The sequence below is a fragment of the Allobosea vaviloviae genome (assembly GCF_001298265.1).
Taxonomy (GTDB): Bacteria; Pseudomonadota; Alphaproteobacteria; order Rhizobiales; family Beijerinckiaceae; genus Allobosea; species Allobosea vaviloviae_B.
In genome coordinates, this window is the sequence record NZ_LGSZ01000022.1 from 151,860 (window position 1) to 169,279 (window position 17,420).

Annotated in this window: 16 protein-coding genes; 11 read left to right on the forward strand and 5 right to left on the reverse strand. The window is 65.9% G+C overall.

Translation table 11 applies throughout. The annotated features are described in order from the left end of the window. Nucleotides 1-162 precede the first annotated feature (162 nt). From pdhA to lpdA, 6 genes are read left to right on the forward strand one after another with little or no spacing between them, the layout of a single operon-like run. Nucleotides 163-1,254, forward strand: a complete 1,092-nt coding sequence (gene pdhA, locus AE618_RS04575) for a pyruvate dehydrogenase (acetyl-transferring) E1 component subunit alpha (protein ID WP_054207860.1) — start codon at nucleotides 163-165, stop codon at nucleotides 1,252-1,254. Between the two features lie 3 nt (nucleotides 1,255-1,257). Continuing rightward, complete coding sequence (locus tag AE618_RS04580) at nucleotides 1,258-1,635, forward strand: cupin domain-containing protein (protein WP_054207861.1); 378 nt, start codon at nucleotides 1,258-1,260, stop codon at nucleotides 1,633-1,635. Nucleotides 1,636-1,661: 26 nt separating this feature from the next. Continuing rightward, nucleotides 1,662-3,095: a pyruvate dehydrogenase complex E1 component subunit beta gene (locus AE618_RS04585; RefSeq protein WP_054207862.1), complete on the forward strand. Its 1,434-nt coding sequence runs from the start codon at nucleotides 1,662-1,664 to the stop codon at nucleotides 3,093-3,095. Between the two features lie 11 nt (nucleotides 3,096-3,106). After that, nucleotides 3,107-4,471: a pyruvate dehydrogenase complex dihydrolipoamide acetyltransferase gene (locus AE618_RS04590; protein WP_054207863.1), complete on the forward strand. Its 1,365-nt coding sequence runs from the start codon at nucleotides 3,107-3,109 to the stop codon at nucleotides 4,469-4,471. A gap of 13 nt (nucleotides 4,472-4,484) precedes the next feature. Continuing rightward, entirely contained in the window at nucleotides 4,485-4,970 is a 486-nt protein-coding gene (locus AE618_RS04595) for a hypothetical protein (RefSeq protein ID WP_054207864.1), read from the forward strand. A 24-nt stretch (nucleotides 4,971-4,994) separates the two neighbouring features. Continuing rightward, on the forward strand, nucleotides 4,995-6,434 hold the full coding sequence (lpdA, locus tag AE618_RS04600; protein ID WP_054207865.1) for a dihydrolipoyl dehydrogenase: 1,440 nt from the start codon (nucleotides 4,995-4,997) through the stop codon (nucleotides 6,432-6,434). 83 nt (nucleotides 6,435-6,517) lie between these two features. Here the strand turns inward: lpdA and AE618_RS04605 are convergent, their stop codons facing one another. From AE618_RS04605 to rnr, 5 genes are all read right to left on the reverse strand, one after another. Further along, nucleotides 6,518-6,754 carry a BrnA antitoxin family protein gene (locus tag AE618_RS04605; RefSeq protein ID WP_054207866.1) on the reverse strand — a complete coding sequence of 79 codons (237 nt, stop codon included), beginning with the start codon at nucleotides 6,752-6,754 and terminating at the stop codon, nucleotides 6,518-6,520. Between the two features lie 139 nt (nucleotides 6,755-6,893). Then, nucleotides 6,894-7,061: a 50S ribosomal protein L33 gene (gene rpmG, locus AE618_RS04610; RefSeq protein WP_054141277.1), complete on the reverse strand. Its 168-nt coding sequence runs from the start codon at nucleotides 7,059-7,061 to the stop codon at nucleotides 6,894-6,896. Nucleotides 7,062-7,226: 165 nt separating this feature from the next. Further along, entirely contained in the window at nucleotides 7,227-7,961 is a 735-nt protein-coding gene (locus AE618_RS04615; RefSeq protein ID WP_054207867.1) for an NUDIX hydrolase, read from the reverse strand. Beyond that, nucleotides 7,958-8,404: a DUF983 domain-containing protein gene (locus tag AE618_RS04620; RefSeq protein WP_054207868.1), complete on the reverse strand. Its 447-nt coding sequence runs from the start codon at nucleotides 8,402-8,404 to the stop codon at nucleotides 7,958-7,960. The genes AE618_RS04615 and AE618_RS04620 overlap by 4 nt, the downstream gene beginning before the upstream one ends. Continuing rightward, nucleotides 8,404-10,788 (reverse strand): ribonuclease R, encoded by a 2,385-nt coding sequence (rnr, locus tag AE618_RS04625; protein WP_082364993.1) that lies wholly within the window; start codon nucleotides 10,786-10,788, stop codon nucleotides 8,404-8,406. Before rnr ends, AE618_RS04620 begins: the two co-directional genes overlap by 1 nt. A gap of 673 nt (nucleotides 10,789-11,461) precedes the next feature. Here rnr and urtA point away from each other — a divergent pair. The 5 genes from urtA to urtE all read left to right on the forward strand — a co-directional run bounded on the left by urtA (nucleotide 11,462) and on the right by urtE (nucleotide 17,283). Then, the gene (urtA, locus tag AE618_RS04630; RefSeq protein WP_156330096.1) at nucleotides 11,462-12,748 is read left to right on the forward strand and encodes an urea ABC transporter substrate-binding protein; all 1,287 of its coding nucleotides are present in this window, start codon (nucleotides 11,462-11,464) and stop codon (nucleotides 12,746-12,748) included. Nucleotides 12,749-12,886: 138 nt separating this feature from the next. Beyond that, on the forward strand, nucleotides 12,887-14,488 hold the full coding sequence (urtB, locus tag AE618_RS04635; RefSeq protein ID WP_156330097.1) for an urea ABC transporter permease subunit UrtB: 1,602 nt from the start codon (nucleotides 12,887-12,889) through the stop codon (nucleotides 14,486-14,488). Further along, entirely contained in the window at nucleotides 14,485-15,624 is a 1,140-nt protein-coding gene (gene urtC, locus AE618_RS04640) for an urea ABC transporter permease subunit UrtC (protein WP_054207869.1), read from the forward strand. The genes urtB and urtC overlap by 4 nt, the downstream gene beginning before the upstream one ends. Nucleotides 15,625-15,629: 5 nt before the next feature. After that, nucleotides 15,630-16,394 carry an urea ABC transporter ATP-binding protein UrtD gene (gene urtD, locus AE618_RS04645; protein ID WP_054207870.1) on the forward strand — a complete coding sequence of 255 codons (765 nt, stop codon included), beginning with the start codon at nucleotides 15,630-15,632 and terminating at the stop codon, nucleotides 16,392-16,394. Nucleotides 16,395-16,587: 193 nt separating this feature from the next. Continuing rightward, nucleotides 16,588-17,283 (forward strand): urea ABC transporter ATP-binding subunit UrtE, encoded by a 696-nt coding sequence (gene urtE / locus AE618_RS04650; RefSeq protein ID WP_054207871.1) that lies wholly within the window; start codon nucleotides 16,588-16,590, stop codon nucleotides 17,281-17,283. Nucleotides 17,284-17,420 lie beyond the last annotated feature (137 nt).

The following is a 17,420-nucleotide window of genomic DNA, read 5'->3' on the forward strand; positions in this document are numbered from 1 at the left end:
CGGCAAATAGTCCCGGACGTATCGATTAACTGGAATCAAGTTGATTTGTGAAATCTGCATGATTCCAGTGGCTTGGGTCATGCTGCAATGCGAGATAGCCTTCTCGCCAAGGGTTTTGCGATCCTCTACAACCAAGGTTGAATGATCCTTGGAGGACCGCCCATGGCCGTTGCCGCGCGCAAGACGAAAGCTCCCGCCCAAGCCAAGGCCGCCGCCAAGCCGGCCAAGACGCGTTCCCCGAAGCCGGGAAGCGAGAAGGGGGCCGCCCCCGCGCCCAGCAATGTTCCGGTCTTCACCAAGCAGGAAGATCTCGACGCCTATCGCGAGATGCTGCTGATCCGCCGCTTCGAGGAGAAGGCCGGCCAGATGTACGGCATGGGCCTGATCGGCGGCTTCTGCCATCTCTACATCGGCCAGGAAGCCGTCGTCGTCGGCATGCAGATGGCCTCCAAGGATGGCGACCAGGTCATCACCGGCTATCGCGACCACGGCCATATGCTGGCCTGCGGCATGGAATCGCGCGGCGTGATGGCCGAGCTGACCGGCCGGCAGGGCGGCTATTCCCGCGGCAAGGGCGGCTCCATGCACATGTTCTCCCGCGAGAAGAACTTCTATGGCGGCCACGGCATCGTCGGCGCGCAGGTCTCGCTCGGCACGGGCCTGGGCTTCGCCAACTGGTACCGCGAGGACGGGCGCGTCTCGATGGCCTATTTCGGCGACGGCGCCGCCAACCAGGGCCAGGTCTATGAGAGCTTCAACATGGCCCAGCTCTGGAAGCTGCCGGTCGTGTTCGTGATCGAGAACAACCGCTATGCGATGGGCACCTCGGTCAACCGCGCCTCGGCCCAGACCGATTTCTCGCGCCGCGGCGTGTCGTTCGGCATCCCCGGCGAGCAGGTCGATGGCATGGATGTTCGCGCCGTTCGCGACGCCGCCAATCGCGCGATCGAGCATGCCCGCACCGGCAAGGGCCCCTACATCCTGGAGATGCAGACCTATCGCTATCGCGGCCACTCGATGTCGGATCCCGCGAAGTACCGCTCCAAGGACGAGGTCCAGCGCATGCGCGAGGAGCACGATCCGATCGAGCAGGTCAGGGGGCGTCTGACCCGCGATTTCAAGGTTGGCGAGGACGAACTCAAGGCGATCGACGCAAAGATCCGCGAGATCGTCAACGATGCGGCCGAGTTCGCGACGCATGATCCCGAGCCCGATCCGTCGGAGCTGTACACCGACATCCTGCTGGAGGCCTGAGCCTTGGCCTCCGGGAAATCGCTCGATGCGGAATTCGCTGCCGTCACAGAGCACTGGTCGCCGCGCGTGATCGCCGAGGCGAACGGACAATATGTCAAGATCGCCCGTGTCGAAGGGGAACTGGTCTGGCATGCCCATGCCGAGGAGGATGAATTCTTCCTCTGCCAGCGCGGCGTCTTCGGGCTGCGTTTCCGCGATGGCTCGCAGGTGCTGCTAAATCCCGGCGATTTCCATGTCGTGCCCAGAGGCGTCGAGCACCTTCCGTTCACGGTCGGTGGCGAGGCGCAGGTTCTGTTCGTCGAGCCCGCCGCAACCAAACACACCGGTGAGGTCGAGAGCGAGCGCACGCGCTCCATCGCCTCGCAACTCGCCCATATCTAAACGCTCTCACCGTTCAGGGTCTGCTCATGCCGATCGACATTCTCATGCCTGCCCTTTCGCCCACGATGGAGCAGGGCAAGCTCGCCAAATGGCTGAAAGCCGAGGGCGACACCGTCAAGGCCGGCGACATCATCGCCGAGATCGAGACCGACAAGGCCACGATGGAGGTCGAGGCTGTCGATGAGGGCATCCTCGCCAAGATCCTGGTCGCGGATGGCACCGAAAACGTCGCGGTCAACACGCCGATCGGCGTGATCGCCGCCGAGGGCGAGGACATCAACGCCGCCGCAAGCGGTGGCGGGGGCAAGTCGGACAAGCCGGCTGACACCGCTCCCCAGGCCGCCCAGTCGGCACCGCCCGCAGCTGTGGGGGAGGCGCCCAAGGTCGCCGCCGCGCCGAAGGCGGAATCGGCCGTCGCCAACCCGCCGGCCACCGCCAAGAGCTACGATTCATCGGCCGAATTCCCCGCCGGGGCCGAGATCGTCAGCATGACCGTGCGCGAGGCACTGCGCGACGCCATGGCCGAGGAAATGCGCCGCGACGGCGATGTCTTCGTCATGGGCGAGGAGGTCGCCGAGTACCAGGGCGCCTACAAGGTCACGCAAGGGCTGCTGCAGGAATTCGGCCCCAAGCGCGTCATCGACACCCCGATCACCGAGCATGGTTTTGCCGGCATCGGCGTCGGCGCCGCGCTGACGGGGCTTCGCCCCATCGTCGAGTTCATGACCTTCAATTTCGCCATGCAGGCGATCGACCAGATCATCAATTCGGCGGCCAAGACGCTCTATATGTCCGGCGGCCAGATGGGTTGCCCGATCGTCTTCCGCGGCCCCAACGGCGCGGCCGCCCGCGTCGGCGCCCAGCACAGCCATGATTACAGCGCGTGGTACTCGAACGTGCCGGGCCTCAAGGTCGTGGTGCCCTACAGCGCCTCGGACGCCAAGGGTTTGCTCAAGAGCGCGATCCGCGACCCCAACCCGATCATCTTCCTCGAGAACGAAATCCTCTACGGCCGCCAGTTCGACGTGCCCAAGGGCGACGACTTCCTGATCCCGATCGGCAAGGCCAAGGTCGTGAGGCCGGGCAGCGACGTCACCATCGTCTCCTTCGGCATCGGCATGACCTATGCGCTGGGCGCCGCCGAGGCGCTGGCCAAGGACGGCATCGACGCCGAGGTCATCGACCTCAGGACGATCCGCCCGATGGACATCGAGACGGTCATCGCATCCGTGCAGAAGACCCATCGCTGCGTCGCGGTCGAGGAGGGTTTCCCCCAGTCCGGCGTCACCGCCGAGATCGGCATGAAGATCATGGAGGCGGCGTTCGACTATCTCGACGCGCCGGTCGCCCGCGTCACCGGCAAGGACGTGCCGATGCCCTATGCGGCGAACCTCGAGAAGCTCGCCCTTCCGAATGTCGGCGAGGTCGTCGCGGCGGCCAAGGCCGTCTGCTACCGCTGAGAGGCTGACCGATGCCAACCAACATCCTGATGCCCGCGCTCTCTCCCACCATGGAGAAGGGCAATCTCGCCAAATGGCTGAAGAAGGAAGGCGATACGATCAAGTCCGGCGACATCATCGCCGAGATCGAGACCGACAAGGCGACGATGGAGGTCGAGGCCGTCGACGAGGGCATCCTGGCCAAGATCGTGGTGCCGGAAGGCACGGCCGATGTCGCGGTCAACGAGATCATCGGCGTGATCGCGGCCGAGGGCGAGGACGTGAAGGCCGCTGCGGCCCCGCCCAAGGCTGCCGAGGCTCCCAAGGCTGCCGAGGCCCCCAAGGCTGAAGCCGCCAAGGCCGAGGCGCCGAAGCCGGCACCGGCCGCTGCCGCTCCTGTCACCTCCGCGCCGTCCGCGTCCTCTGGCGAGCGCGCCTTCGCCTCGCCGCTGGCGCGACGCCTCGCCAAGGAAGCCGGGCTCGACCTCGCGAAGGTTCAGGGCTCGGGTCCGCATGGCCGCATCGTCGAGAAGGACATCGAGGCGGCCAAGGCCGGTGGCGGTGCCAAGGCGGCGTCGGTGGCTGCGCCCGCAACGGCGGCAAGCGGCCCTGCTGCTGCGGCAGCGCCCAAGCCTGCCGCTGCCCCGGTCGCCTCGGGCATGTCCGACGACGCCGTCAGGAAGCTGTTCGAGCCGGGCTCCTATGAGGAGATTCCGCATGACGGCATGCGCAAGACGATCGCGCGTCGCCTGACGGAATCGAAGCAGACGATCCCGCATTTCTACCTGACGGTGGATTGCGAGCTCGATGCCCTGCTGAAGCTGCGTGGCGAGCTCAACGATGCCGCCCCGCTGATCGACGGCAAGCCGGGCTACAAGCTCTCGGTCAACGACATGGTCATCAAGGCGCTGGCGCTGGCGCTGCGCGCCGTGCCCGACGCCAATGTCAGCTTCACCGAGACGGCCCTGCTCAAGCACAAGCATGCCGATGTCGGTGTCGCGGTCGCGATCCCCAATGGGCTGATCACGCCGGTGATCCGCGACGCCTGCCACAAGGGCCTGAGCCAGATCTCCAATGAGATGAAGGACCTGGCCAACCGCGCCAAGAACCGCAAGCTCAAGCCCGAGGAGTATCAGGGCGGCACCTCGTCGGTCTCCAATCTCGGCATGTTCGGCACCAAGGACTTCACCGCGATCATCAACCCGCCGCATGCGACGATCATCGCGGTCGGTGCCGGCGAACAGCGCGCCGTGGTCAAGAACGGCGCTCTCGCCATCGCCACGGTGATGTCGGTGACGCTCTCGGCCGACCACCGCGCCGTCGACGGCGCGCTGGGCGCGCAGCTGATGCAGGCCTTCAAGGGCTATATCGAGAAGCCGCTGGCGATGCTTGTGTGAGCGGGCGGTCCTGATGGTGTCGTCGACCGAGACGCGCTCCGGCACAAGCCGGCTGGCGCTTGTCTCGGTCGTCATCGCCTTGTTCTCGCTCGGCGCATCGGTGTTCCAAAGCGTCAACTACCTGCACAGCATCGACAATATGCAGCGCAACATCCTTCGGACCGAGAGCTTGCGGACCTGTCGAGACCTGATCGACACGTTCTTCCGCTTCCGGCTCAAGGCCGAGGTCGCCAACGCCGCCGGGGCGGTCGCGATGGACGGCGTCGAGCTCAAGGCCATTGCCTACCAGTTCGGTGCGCTTGGCACCTTTCTGGCGAATTTCCACGCCGAGGTCGCGCGGCAACGCTACACCGCGCTGAGCTGGCAGCTGAACACGATCGCCGAAAAGATCGGCGGCATGCCGAGGGAGGAGTTCGAGAAGCTCTTCGCCGAGGCCGACCGCCAGTTCGGCGCGATCAACGAGGATTGCGTCAAGGCCGCGACCGGCCATCTTCTCTAAAGACGCCCGAGCAGGAGCGCTTCCATGGCTGACTACGACATCATCATCATCGGCTCCGGCCCCGGCGGCTATGTCGCTGCCATTCGTGCCGCGCAGCTCGGCTTCAAGACGGCGATCGTCGAGCGCGAGCATCTTGCCGGCATCTGCTCGAACTGGGGCTGCATCCCGACCAAGGCGCTGCTGCGCTCGGCCGAGATCCTGCATTACGGCCAGCATGCCAAGGATTACGGGCTCGTGCTCGAAGGCTCGTTCAAGGCGGACCTGGCGGCGATCGTTGCGCGCTCGCGTGGCATCGCGGCGCGGATGAACAACGGCGTCCAGTTCCTGATGAAGAAGAACAAGGTCGACGTGATCTGGGGCGAGGCCACGCTGACCAAACCCGGCACCGTTTCGGTCGTGCCGACCAGGAAGCCGGCGATGCAGCCGCAGGTGCCACCGCCCAAGAACGCCAAGGGCGAGGGCACCTATACCGCCGACCACATCATCATCGCGACGGGCGCGAGGCCGCGCGCCCTGCCGGGCCTGGAGCCGGACGGCAAGCTGATCTGGACCTATTTCGAGTCCATGGTGCCGGCGAAGATGCCGAAATCCCTGCTGGTAATGGGCTCGGGTGCGATCGGCATCGAGTTCGCCTCATTCTACCGCACGATGGGTGTCGAGGTGACCGTCGTTGAGGTGATGTCGCAGGTCGTCCCCGTCGAGGATGCCGAGATCGGCGCCTTCGCGCGAAAAGCCTTCGAGAAGCAGGGCATGAAGATCCTGACCGGGGCCAAGGTCACCAAGGTCGAAAAATCCGCGGATTCGATCACCGCCCATATCGAGGACGAGAAGGGCGGCAAGCAGACGATCACCGCCGATCGCATGATCTCGGCCGTCGGCGTCGTCGCCAACATCGAGAACATCGGGCTGGAGGCGCTCGGCGTGAAGACCGATCGCGGCTTCATCGCGATCGACGGCTTCTGCAAGACCAACGTCAAGGGCATCTACGCCATCGGCGACGTCGCCGGCCCGCCGATGCTGGCCCACAAGGCCGAGCATGAGGCCGTGGTCTGCGTCGAGGCGATCAAGGGCCTGCACCCGCACCCGATGGACAAGGCGATGGTGCCGGGCTGCACCTATTGCCACCCGCAGATCGCCAGCGTCGGCCTGACCGAGGCCAAGGCCAAGGCCGCCGGCCACGAGCTCAAGGTCGGCCGCTTCCCCTTCGTCGCCAATGGCAAGGCGGTCGCGCTCGGCGAGGACTCAGGCCTGGTCAAGACGATCTTCGATGCCAAGACCGGCAAGCTGCTCGGCGCTCACATGGTCGGCGCGGAAGTGACCGAGCTGATCCAGGGCTTCGTCGTGGCGATGAACCTCGAGACCACCGAGGAAGAGCTGATGCACACGATCTTCCCGCATCCGACGCTGTCGGAGACGATGAAGGAAAGCGTGCTGGATGCCTATGGCAAGGTGCTGAACGCCTGAGACCACGCTGAGCCCCAGGGCGCTCGTCCCATCCATCCTGGGACGACAGACCGCAAGGATGGGTCCGGGAACGCGGCGCTGAGCTAGAGCCCGGACGCACGCCGCAAGGCGTCGTTGATGCGCTCCTGCCAGCCAGGACCGTCCTCCTGGAAATGCGCCAGCACGTCGCTGTCGATGCGCAGGGAGACGAGCTCCCGCGCTCCCGGCACGCTCGGACGCACCGTCGCCTCCGGGGCGGGTCTCGTCGCAGTGGCCTTGCCGAAGAGCGCTTCCGCCTTGTCGCGGGCGCTGACGGGACGGCGGGGCCGGTCGATGCTCATGGGAAGCGTTCCTGATTGATGCCGTTCGCCCGCGCCACGCCCGCCAATAAAAAACCGCCCGGCAAGGGCGGCTTTCAATCGCGATCCGGTGTCAACAGCGAGATCGCTTTATGACCCGGGATCAGCAGGCGAAACCGCCTTACTTGATCTTGGTTTCCTTGAACTCGACGTGCTTGCGCGCGACGGGGTCATACTTCTTCATCGACATCTTTTCCGTCATCGTGCGGGAGTTCTTCTTCGTCACGTAGAAGTACCCGGTGTCAGCGGTCGACAGCAGCTTGATCTTGATGGTCACGGCCTTGGCCATGGGGATATCCTCGAACCATGAGGGGCTGGTGAGGCCCACGTTAAATGAGAAAGGCCGGGCGAACCCGGCAAACCGTCGGGCGTCGGAATGCCGCAAAGGCCCGTTGAAGTCAAGAAAGAATGGCGCGGCGCGGTGGATTTCGCGACTGGGCGGCTGCGCCCGCCCTCAGAGTTCCTCGCGCACGAAGCTGCCGTTCTTCTCCCAGAAGAAGGGCACCGGCAGATAAGGCGCGAAGCCGCCCGCAATGCGGGCCTCGACCTCCTGGATGATGACCTTGGTGATGGTCGGCAGGTCGAGCAGCTTGGCCTCCTCGAAATCGACCCAGACGAGGTCGATCAACTCCGAATCGGGGCCGACCACATTCTCGATTCGCTTGGCCGAGGCCGAAGCGTCGACCGTGAAGAAGCGGGTGTCGAAGCGCTTCGGCCGGCGCGGCGGCGTGATCGCGCGCGCGACGAAGGAAACCGCGGAGAGATCGGGATAGATGCCATGGCCGGCGAATTCGCTCCAGCTCCCGGCGGGGGGCTTCTCGGGCGCCCCGTATTCGCTGGAGCCGAAGAGCAGCCCGGTCTCCTCGAAGGTCTCGCGGATGGCGGCGAGAGCCAGCGCCCGGGCCTTGGAAGCGGTGGGCCGCACGGTGCGGGCGCAGAGCCTGTCCTCGCAGATCTGTGCGAGCGCGCCGGTCGCCGTCATCCGCCGGTCGCCCGGATCGACGCGTCCGCCCGGGAAGACATATTTGCCCGGCATGAATTTGTGGCTCGGGTGGCGCTTGCCCATCAGGATGCGCGGCTTGGACGCGCTGCGATCGAGGATCATCATCGTCGCGGCATCCCTGGGGCGGATGTTGCTGGCGACGCGCACCCTCTCGGCCTGGGTCAGTGTGACGGCGTGATCGTTCATGATGGACGCACCGTTGGAGGAAGGGGCTGGCGCTCCGGCAGATCGGGAACGCCACCGAAGCCGTGCATTCGCATGGCCCATTGCAGGCCGATGACGCCACCCTTGACCGGCTGCATCAGCAGCAGCGACAGGATGACGGTCAGCGCGGGCCAGATCGCCATGTGCATGCCCATCGACCAGTCGGCATATTTCTCGGCGAGCAGGATGCCGCCCACGATGATGTGGCCGACGATGGTGATGACGACATAGGGCGGCAGGTCGTCGGAGCGCTGATGATGCATCGGCTCGCCACATACGGCGCAGGCATCGACCGGCTTGAGGAAGCCCTTGAACAGCTTGCCTTGGCCGCAATGCGGACAGCGGCCGCGCAGGCCGTTGCCGATCGCCATGCGCCAGTCGCGTTCCGGCGGCGTGCGGGCGGATGTGTGAATCTGGATCGCCATCAGCGCCTCTTGCCTGTCTTTGGCTTGCCGGATTTGCCGCGTCCGGGCTTGCCGGCGCCGGCTCGGCCGGGTCCGCCTTTGCCTGCACCGCCACGGCCCGGCCCGAAGGGCGAACCCGGCCGACCGCCTCCAGAGAAGGCCCCACGGCTTGCCCGGACAGCGGACCGCACCGAGCCCTGGCGCCCCTCGGAGAGCAATTCGAACCGCAGAGCCCCCGCGACGGGAGCCGCCTCGACCAGCTTGACATGGACCCGGTCGCCGAGCCGGAAGCTCTCGCCGGTTCGCTCGCCGATCAGGGCATGCGCAGCCTCGTCATAGCGGTAGTAATCGGCGCCGAGCGTCGAGGCCGGCACGAACCCGTCGGCGCCTGTGCCGTCGAGCTTGATGAAGAGCCCGGCGCGGTTCACCCCGCCGATGCGCCCGTCGAATGAGGAGCCGATCTGGTCGGCGAGGAAATGCGCGATCAGCCGGTCGGTCGTCTCGCGTTCCGCCGCCATGGCGCGCCGCTCGGCCGCCGAAATCCGGGTCGAGACCTCGCGCAGCGCCTCGAGGGTCGTGCCTTTGGGCAGGCCGTCATCGCCGAATTTCTGCGAGGAGATCAGGGCGCGATGCACGATCAGGTCGGCATAGCGCCGGATCGGCGAGGTGAAATGCGCATAGCGGCGCAGGTTCAGGCCGAAATGCCCGTAATTCTCCGCGACATATTCGGCCTGCGCCTGCGTCCGCAGCACGACCTCGTTGATGAAGGTCTCGTTTTCGGAACCCTTGATCATGCCCAGGATGCGGTTGAACAGCACCGGCCTCAGCGCGCCCTCCTTGGGCAGCTTGATCCCGATCGAGGCCAGAACCTCGCCGAGAGCCCGCATCTTCTCGACCGAGGGTTCGTCATGGCAGCGATAGATCAACTGGCTGCCGGCCTTCTCCAGCGTCTCGGCCGCCGCGACGTTGGCGAGGATCATGAACTCCTCGATCAGCTTGTGGGCCGCCAGCCGCTCGGGGACGATGACGCGATCGACCGAGCCGTCCGCCTTGAGGATCAGCTTGCGCTCCGGCAGGTCGAGATCGAGCGGCTGGCGCGCATCGCGGGCCCGCGAGGCGACGCCATAGGCCGCCCAGAGCGGCATCAGGATCGCATCGCGAACCGCTGCCGCCTTCTCGTCGCCCTGGCCGTCGATGCCGGCCTGCGCCTGCTGGTAGGAGAGTTTCGCAGCCGAGCGCATCAGGATGCGATGGAAGGAGTGGCTTGCCTTCGAGCCGTCCGCCTTGAGCACGAGCCGGACCGCCAGCGCCGGCCGATCCTCGCCCTCGCGCAGCGAGCAGAGATCGTTCGAGATCCGCTCCGGCAGCATCGGCACGACGCGGTCGGGGAAATAGACCGAATTGCCGCGCTCCAGCGCCTCCCGGTCGAGCGCAGAGCCCGGCCGGACATAGGCCGCGACATCGGCGATCGCCACCGTCACGACATGGCCGCCGGGATTGCCCGGGTCGTCGTCGGGCGCGGCATGGACCGCGTCGTCATGGTCCTTGGCGTCGGCCGGGTCGATCGTGATCAGGGGCAGCGCGCGCCAGTCCTCGCGGCCCGCTGTTCCGGCCTGGCGCACGGCTTCCGCTTCGGCCAGCGTCGCCGGCTGGAAGATGTTGGGGATCCCGTGGGCATGGATCGCGATCAGGCTGACGGCGCGCTCCGACTTGATCGAGCCCAGCCTCTCGCGCACCTGCGCCTCCGGCGGGCCGAACCGGCTCTCGCTGCGCAACGCGACGGAGACCAGGTCGCCATCCTGCGCGTCGCCGGTCTGGCCCTTCGGAATCAGCGCCTCGCGACCTTGCGACTTCTTGTCGATCGGGATCAGCCGGCCTGAACCGTCGGGCAAGGCGCGGAAGATACCGAGCACCTGCGCCTTGCCCTTGCCCATCACCTTGAGCACGCGGCCGGAATAGGAAAAGCCGTCGACGCCCTTCAGCCGCGTCAGCTTGAGCAGGACATGGTCGCCGATGCCGGGCGCGGGCGCGGCATGGCGCTTGGCCCGGAACTCGCGCTGCCGCTCGATCAGGATCTTGGGGGCTGCACCCTGATCCGCCTCGTTCCACTCGAGCGGCGCGGCGTAAGGGTCGCCGTCACGGTCCTTGCCTTTGATCTCGCAGAGCATGACGGGGGGCAACGCGCCGCGCAGATGTACAGGGTGCTCGTCGCCGTCGCCGCTGATGGCGCCGTCCTCGGCGATCTCCTTCAGCAGCCGCTTCAGCCAGATCTTGCCACCGGAATCGAGGCCGAAGGCCCGCGCGATCTCGCGCCGACCGGCCTCGCGCCCGGCCTGCCGCTCGGTTTCGATGAAGTCGAGGATGGCCTCGCGGCTCGGTTCAGGCGCGGAGACTGGCAAGGGCAGGGCTCATCGACGGGGAGGAAAAATGGATGATCACATCCCTGTCTGCCACGCGCGGCGCTTCGGCGCCAGAAGCCGGGGCCGTGGCCCGGTGCGTGCCGCAGGCAAGCCGGAACCGAGAGCCGTGCCCGAAACGGAAGAAGGGCCGCCCTTTCGGGCAGCCCTTCCATTGCCGAACCGCAGCCCCGGTAACCGGGCCTGAAGATTCAAAAGCTCACGCGTAACAAGAACCCCACGTGGAAAGAGCCCAGGTCCGCCCGCTTTGAACCAGCGGTTGATGACAATGAGACACTGGATCACCTCCTTTCAGTTGTTACCGACGAGATGAGGCTAGGGCGATTCTCGTTGCCACGTAAATGTCAAAAAACGCGCTGCCGAAAGAGCCGCAACCGACGGCTGGCACGGCGGATTTGTCGCATCGCGCCACCCTGCTCATTTTGGCGCCGTCGTGCATGCCTAAAATATAACCAAAAGCCGAGGCGTCGCATGATTTTTGCGTATCACTGGGCTGCAGCGGCAGGAAATGCCGTCAGAAGGTCACGGCTGGCAGAGACTTGTCGTACCCTGACGTCCGGTCGTGCGGTTGGCACGTCGCTTGCGAGCCGTCTGCCTCGGGCCGGGGAGGCCCGCCGCTGCCCGCTCAAGGGCGCGGCAAACCAGGGATGGTTCGGGGGATATGTCCGTGAACACCACACGTCGCGTTATTTTGGGTGCCGCTCTCGCCGGCGCCACGGTTCTGGGCTCCTGGCTGCCGGCTTCGGCGCAGGAGACCATCAAGGTCGGCATCCTCCACTCGCTCTCCGGCACGATGGCGATTTCGGAGACGACGTTGAAAGACGTCATGCTGATGCTCATCGACGAGCAGAACAAGAAGGGCGGCGTGCTCGGCAAGAAGCTCGAGGCCGTCGTGGTCGATCCCGCTTCGAACTGGCCGCTCTTCGCCGAGAAGGCCCGCGAGCTCATCACCAAGGACAAGGTCTCGGCCGTGTTCGGCTGCTGGACCTCGGTCTCGCGCAAGTCGGTTCTGCCGGTCTTCAAGGAGCTGAACTCGATCCTGTTCTACCCCGTGCAGTACGAGGGCGAGGAGAGCGAGCGCAACGTGTTCTACACCGGCGCCGCCCCGAACCAGCAGGCGATCCCCGCCGTCGACTATCTCGCCAAGGAGGAGAAGGTCCAGCGCTGGGTTCTCGCCGGTACGGACTATGTCTACCCGCGCACGACCAACAAGATCCTCGAGGCCTATTTGAAGTCGAAGGGCGTGAAGCAGGAAGACATCCTGATCAACTACACCCCGTTCGGTCATTCCGACTGGCAGACGATCGTCTCCGACATCAAGAAGTTCGGCACCGCCGGCAAGAAGACCGCCGTGGTCTCGACCATCAACGGTGACGCCAACGTGCCGTTCTACAAGGAACTCGGCAACCAGGGCATCAAGGCGACCGACATCCCGGTCGTGGCCTTCTCGGTCGGCGAGGAAGAGCTCGCCGGCATCGACACCAAGCCGCTGCTCGGCCATCTCGCCGCCTGGAACTACTTCCAGTCGGTCAAGACCCCCGAGAACGACGCCTTCATCAAGCAGTGGAAGGCCTACAAGAAGAACGACAAGGCCGTCACCAACGACCCGATGGAGGCCCATGTCATCGGCTTCGCCATGTGGGTGAAGGCTGTCGAGAAGGCCAAGAGCTTCGATCCCGACAAGGTCATCGACGCACTGCCCGGCATCGAGGCGCCGAACCTGACCGGCGGCATCTCGAAGATGCTTCCCAACCACCACATCACCAAGCCCGTCCTGATCGGCGAGATCAAGGCCGACGGCCAGTTCGACGTGGTCTCCAAGACCGGACTGGTGGCTGGCGACGCCTGGTCCAAGGAACTCGACGGCTCCAAGGACCTGGTCGGCGACTGGGTCGAGAAGAAGTGCGGCAACTTCAACGTCAAGACCGGCAAGTGCGGCGGCGCGTGAAAGTTTGAGGGGGAGGGGCGGCACGGGCTCATAAGACCTGGCCGTCCCTCGAATGAGACGACGCCCCCAGCCCAGTGCCGGGGGCGTTCGACACCGCCGACCTGCAAAGCCGCCGACCTGCAAAGCCGAAACGAGCCCATGCGGATTGTCTCCTGCCTTCTGCGCATGATTGCGCTCGCGACCCTGCTTGCGCTCCAGCCGGGCGTCGCCAGCGCACAGGGCGCCGACGAAGCCTTCACCAGGCTCGGCGCCGATAGTTTCTCCGATACCAACCGGGCGATCGAACTGTTGATCGTAAACGCCCATCCGCAGGCGGCTGCGATCATCGAGGCTCTGGCCGCCGGCCGGCTGCTGGCGGGCGCCGGCGCGGTCGTCATCAAGACGACGGACGGCAAGATTCTCGACGCCAGGACGGGCTCGGCCCTCGCGGCCGAACCGGCTGGACTGGCTCCCGTGCGCCTCAACAACGGCGTTCGCCGGACCATTCAGGGCGCGCTCGGCGGTCTCGGACTGCTCAATCCCGACCCGGCCAAGCGCATTTCCGCCGCCGAGGCCGTCTTCAAGTCGCGCGACGTCGCCCTGCTGCCGGTGCTGGAAGGCGCCATCGCCAAGGAGACGGACGCCAAGGCCAAGGCCGCGCTGCGCCAGGCCCAGGCGGCGATCCTCGTCGCAAAATCCGATGCGCCGCCCTTCGATCGCATCGCCGCCATCGACGTGCTGCGCGAGCGTGGCGACCAGGATGCGCTGGCGACGCTGCGTTCCCTGCCCGCCGATTCCTCGCCTGCGCTGAAGGAGGCGCAAGGCCGCGCCGTCTCGGCCATCGAGGGCAAGCTTGCCTTGTGGCGGGCCGGCCAGAACCTCTGGTACGGCCTCTCGCTCGGCTCCGTGCTCCTGCTGGCCGCGATCGGGCTGGCGATCACCTTCGGCGTGATGGGCGTCATCAACATGGCCCATGGCGAGATGGTGATGCTGGGGGCCTACACCACCTTCATCGTGCAGGAGGTCATCCGCACGCGCTTTCCCGGCCTGTTCGACTATTCGCTGCTGATCGCGGTGCCGCTGGCCTTCATGGTGGCTGGGCTGGTCGGCATTGCGATCGAGCGCGGCGTCATCCGTTTCCTCTATGGTCGCCCGCTGGAGACGCTGCTCGCGACCTGGGGCATCAGCCTGATCCTGCAGCAGGCGGTGCGCACCGCGTTTGGGCCGACCAACCGCGAGGTCGGCGCACCGAACTTCATGTCCGGCGCGGTCGAGATCGGCCAGCTCGCCATCACCTGGAACCGGCTCTGGATCATCGTCTTCGCCGGCCTCGTCTTCGCCGCGCTGCTGGCGATCCTGAAGCTGACGCCGATCGGCCTTCAAATGCGCGCCGTCACCCAGAACCGCCGCATGGCCTCGGCCATGGGCATCCGCACAGGGCGCGTCGATGCGCTCACCTTCGGGCTCGGCTCCGGCGTCGCTGGGCTGGCCGGTGTCGCGCTGTCGCAGATCGACAATGTCAGCCCCAATCTCGGCCAGAGCTACATCATCGACAGCTTCATGGTCGTGGTCTTCGGCGGCGTCGGCAATCTCTGGGGCACGCTGATCAGCGCGATGACGCTCGGCGTCGCCAACAAGCTGCTCGAGCCCTATGCCGGGGCGGTGCTCGGCAAGATCGCGCTGCTCGTCTTCATCATCCTGTTCATCCAGAAACGCCCGCGCGGCCTGTTCGCGCTCAAGGGCAGGGCGGTGGAAGCATGATCTCGCGCTTTCTCCTCCAGAACATGGACAAGCGGGGCTACGCCTTCCTCGCCATCGTCGCCGCCATCGGCATCCTGGTGCCGCTGCTCAACTTAGCTGTGCCGGCGGGCTCGCCATTGCACGTCCCGACCTCGACCATGTCGCTGTGGGGCAAATATCTCTGCTACGCGCTGCTGGCGATCTCGCTCGATCTCGTCTGGGGCTATTGCGGCATCCTCTCGCTCGGCCATGGCGCCTTCTTCGCGCTCGGCGGCTATGCGATGGGCATGTATCTGATGCGCCAGATCGGCTCGCGCGGCACCTATGGCAACCCGATCCTGCCGGACTTCATGGTCTTCCTGAACTGGCAGGAATTGCCCTGGTACTGGTACGGCTTCTCCTCCTTCCCCTTCGCCATGCTGATGGTGCTGCTGGCGCCGGGCCTGCTCGCCTTCATCTTCGGCTGGTTTGCCTTCCGCTCGCGCGTCACCGGCGTCTATCTCTCGATCATCACCCAGGCGCTGACCTATGCGCTGCTGCTGGCCTTCTTCCGCAACGACATGGGGTTCGGCGGCAATAACGGCCTGACCGATTTCAAGGACATCCTTGGCTTTAACGTCCAGGCGCAAGCGACTCGCGCGGCTCTGTTTTCCATGACCTGCGTCATGCTGATCGCCGGCTTCCTGATCGCGCGCGGCATCGTCGTCTCGAAGCTCGGCAAGGTGGTGATCGCGATCCGCGACGCCGAATCCCGCACGCGCTTCCTCGGCTACCGGGTCGACCGTTTCAAGCTCTTCGTCTTCACCGTCTCGGCCTGCATGGCGGGCGTGGCGGGCGCGCTCTACGTCCCCCAGGTCGGCATCATCAACCCCAGCGAATTCGCGCCCGCGAACTCGATCGAGACCGTGATCTGGGTCGCCGTCGGCGGGCGCGGCACGCTGGTCGGCGCCGCGCTCGGCGCCGTCGTCGTCAACTACGCCAAGACGGTGTTCACCTCGGGCTTCATGGCGCCATACTGGCTGTTCGCGCTCGGAGCGCTCTTCGTCTTCGTCACCATCTTCATGCCCAAGGGAATCCTCGGCACGGCGCAGCAGCTCTGGGAGAAGCGCCGCAAGCCCGCGCCCACCGCCACCCCCGAACCGGCACCGGCGGAGTGACTGCGATGAACGCTTCAAACCCCGGAGCCCTGACCTCCTCGCTGCTCTATCTCGACGGCGTCAGCGTCTCCTTCGATGGCTTCAAGGCCATTCGCGGGCTGTCGCTGACGATCGAACCCGGCGAGATGCGCGCCATCATCGGCCCCAATGGCGCCGGCAAGACCACCATGATGGACATCATCACCGGCAAGACCAAGCCCGATGTCGGCACGGTGATGTTCGGCGGGTCGATCGATCTCACCAAGCTGGATGAGGCCGCGATCGCCAATCTCGGCATCGGCCGCAAATTCCAGAAGCCCACCGTCTTCGATTTCCACACCATCGAGGACAACATCCTGCTGGCGCTGAAGGCGCCGCGCTCCGTCGCCAAGACGCTGTTCTGGAAGACGGCGGCCGCCCAGGCGAAGCGCATCGACGACATCCTCGGCATCATCAAGCTCGGGGACGCCCGCGACCGGCTCGCCGGCTCCCTCTCGCATGGCCAGAAGCAGTGGCTCGAGATCGGCATGCTGCTGGCGCAGGATCCCAAGCTGCTGCTCGTCGACGAGCCCGCCGCGGGCATGACCGACGGTGAGACCGCCGAGACGGCGGTGCTGCTCAAGGAGATCGCGAAGGACCATTCGGTCATCGTCGTCGAGCACGACATGGGCTTCATCCGCGAACTCGGCGTGAAGGTCACGGTGCTGCACGAAGGTTCGGTGCTGGCCGAAGGCCCGCTCGATGTCGTCAGCGCCAATGAGCGCGTCGTCGAAGTGTATCTGGGGCGATGAGGATGTTCGCGCTCAACCCCTCGGTTCACCTCCGCGGTCATCCCGGACAAGCCGCGAAGCGGCGCCGATCCGGGATCCATTCCGGAGCCTTTCCGGTACGCGCTCCGGAATGGATCCCGGGTCCCCGCTTCGCTGCGCCCGGGATGACACGCGTTTGCTCATGCGAGGTCGCCACCAAGATCGGAACGCTTCCATGCTGACCGTCGACGCCATCGATCTCCACTACGGCGCAGCCCAGGCGTTGCGCCGCGTCTCGATCACGGCGCAAGCCGGCAAGGTCACCTGCGTGATGGGCCGCAACGGCGTCGGCAAGACCACGCTGATGCGCGCCATCGTCGGTCAGCAGGCGATCAGCGCCGGCTCGATCTCCTTCGGCGGGCAGGACATCTCGACGCTGCGCACCGAAGACCGCGCGCGGGCCGGAATCGGCTTCGTGCCGCAGGGCCGCGAGGTCTTTCCGCTGCTGAGCGTGAAGGAAAACCTCGAAACCGGCTTTGCCCCCTTGCCCCGCAAGGAGCGCTACGTTCCCGACGAACTCTTCGACCTATTCCCTGTGCTCAAGTCCATGCTGGGCCGACGCGGCGGAGACCTCTCGGGTGGCCAGCAACAGCAACTCGCCATTGCGCGAGCGCTGGTCACCCGGCCCAAACTGCTGGTGCTGGACGAGCCGACCGAGGGCATACAGCCCTCGATCATCAAGGACATCGGCCGCGCGATCGACTATCTGCGCTCCAAGGGCGATATGGCGATCGTCCTGGTCGAGCAGTATTTCGACTTCGCCCGCGACCTCGCCGACACGATGTTCGTGATGGATCGCGGCGAGGTCGTGCTCTCGGGCGCGATGGCGGACCTCGACGCCAACCAGGTGCAGCGCCTGATCCAGGTCTGAGCGTCAGTGTGTCGGCCTGGGGTGGTGCCCCTCCGGCGGTGCCGGCCGCGGCGGATTGATCCAGATCAAGGCGACGCCGCGGCGCTTGCAGGGACACTCCCAAGATCGGGCCAACGGCCCATCCGAAGGAGATTGAT

Coding starts and splice junctions, on each gene's coding strand:
- AE618_RS04620 (WP_054207868.1), bottom strand. CDS start 8,404: ATGGCGATCCAGATTCACACATCCGCCCGCACGCCGCCGGAACGCGAC.
- urtC (WP_054207869.1), top strand. CDS start 14,485: ATGATCTCGCGCTTTCTCCTCCAGAACATGGACAAGCGGGGCTACGCC.
- AE618_RS04585 (WP_054207862.1), top strand. CDS start 1,662: ATGCCGATCGACATTCTCATGCCTGCCCTTTCGCCCACGATGGAGCAG.
- pdhA (WP_054207860.1), top strand. CDS start 163: ATGGCCGTTGCCGCGCGCAAGACGAAAGCTCCCGCCCAAGCCAAGGCC.
- rpmG (WP_054141277.1), bottom strand. CDS start 7,061: ATGGCCAAGGCCGTGACCATCAAGATCAAGCTGCTGTCGACCGCTGAC.
- AE618_RS04615 (WP_054207867.1), bottom strand. CDS start 7,961: ATGAACGATCACGCCGTCACACTGACCCAGGCCGAGAGGGTGCGCGTC.
- urtD (WP_054207870.1), top strand. CDS start 15,630: ATGAACGCTTCAAACCCCGGAGCCCTGACCTCCTCGCTGCTCTATCTC.
- AE618_RS04590 (WP_054207863.1), top strand. CDS start 3,107: ATGCCAACCAACATCCTGATGCCCGCGCTCTCTCCCACCATGGAGAAG.
- AE618_RS04595 (WP_054207864.1), top strand. CDS start 4,485: ATGGTGTCGTCGACCGAGACGCGCTCCGGCACAAGCCGGCTGGCGCTT.
- urtA (WP_156330096.1), top strand. CDS start 11,462: ATGTCCGTGAACACCACACGTCGCGTTATTTTGGGTGCCGCTCTCGCC.
- urtB (WP_156330097.1), top strand. CDS start 12,887: ATGCGGATTGTCTCCTGCCTTCTGCGCATGATTGCGCTCGCGACCCTG.
- urtE (WP_054207871.1), top strand. CDS start 16,588: ATGCTGACCGTCGACGCCATCGATCTCCACTACGGCGCAGCCCAGGCG.
- lpdA (WP_054207865.1), top strand. CDS start 4,995: ATGGCTGACTACGACATCATCATCATCGGCTCCGGCCCCGGCGGCTAT.
- AE618_RS04605 (WP_054207866.1), bottom strand. CDS start 6,754: ATGAGCATCGACCGGCCCCGCCGTCCCGTCAGCGCCCGCGACAAGGCG.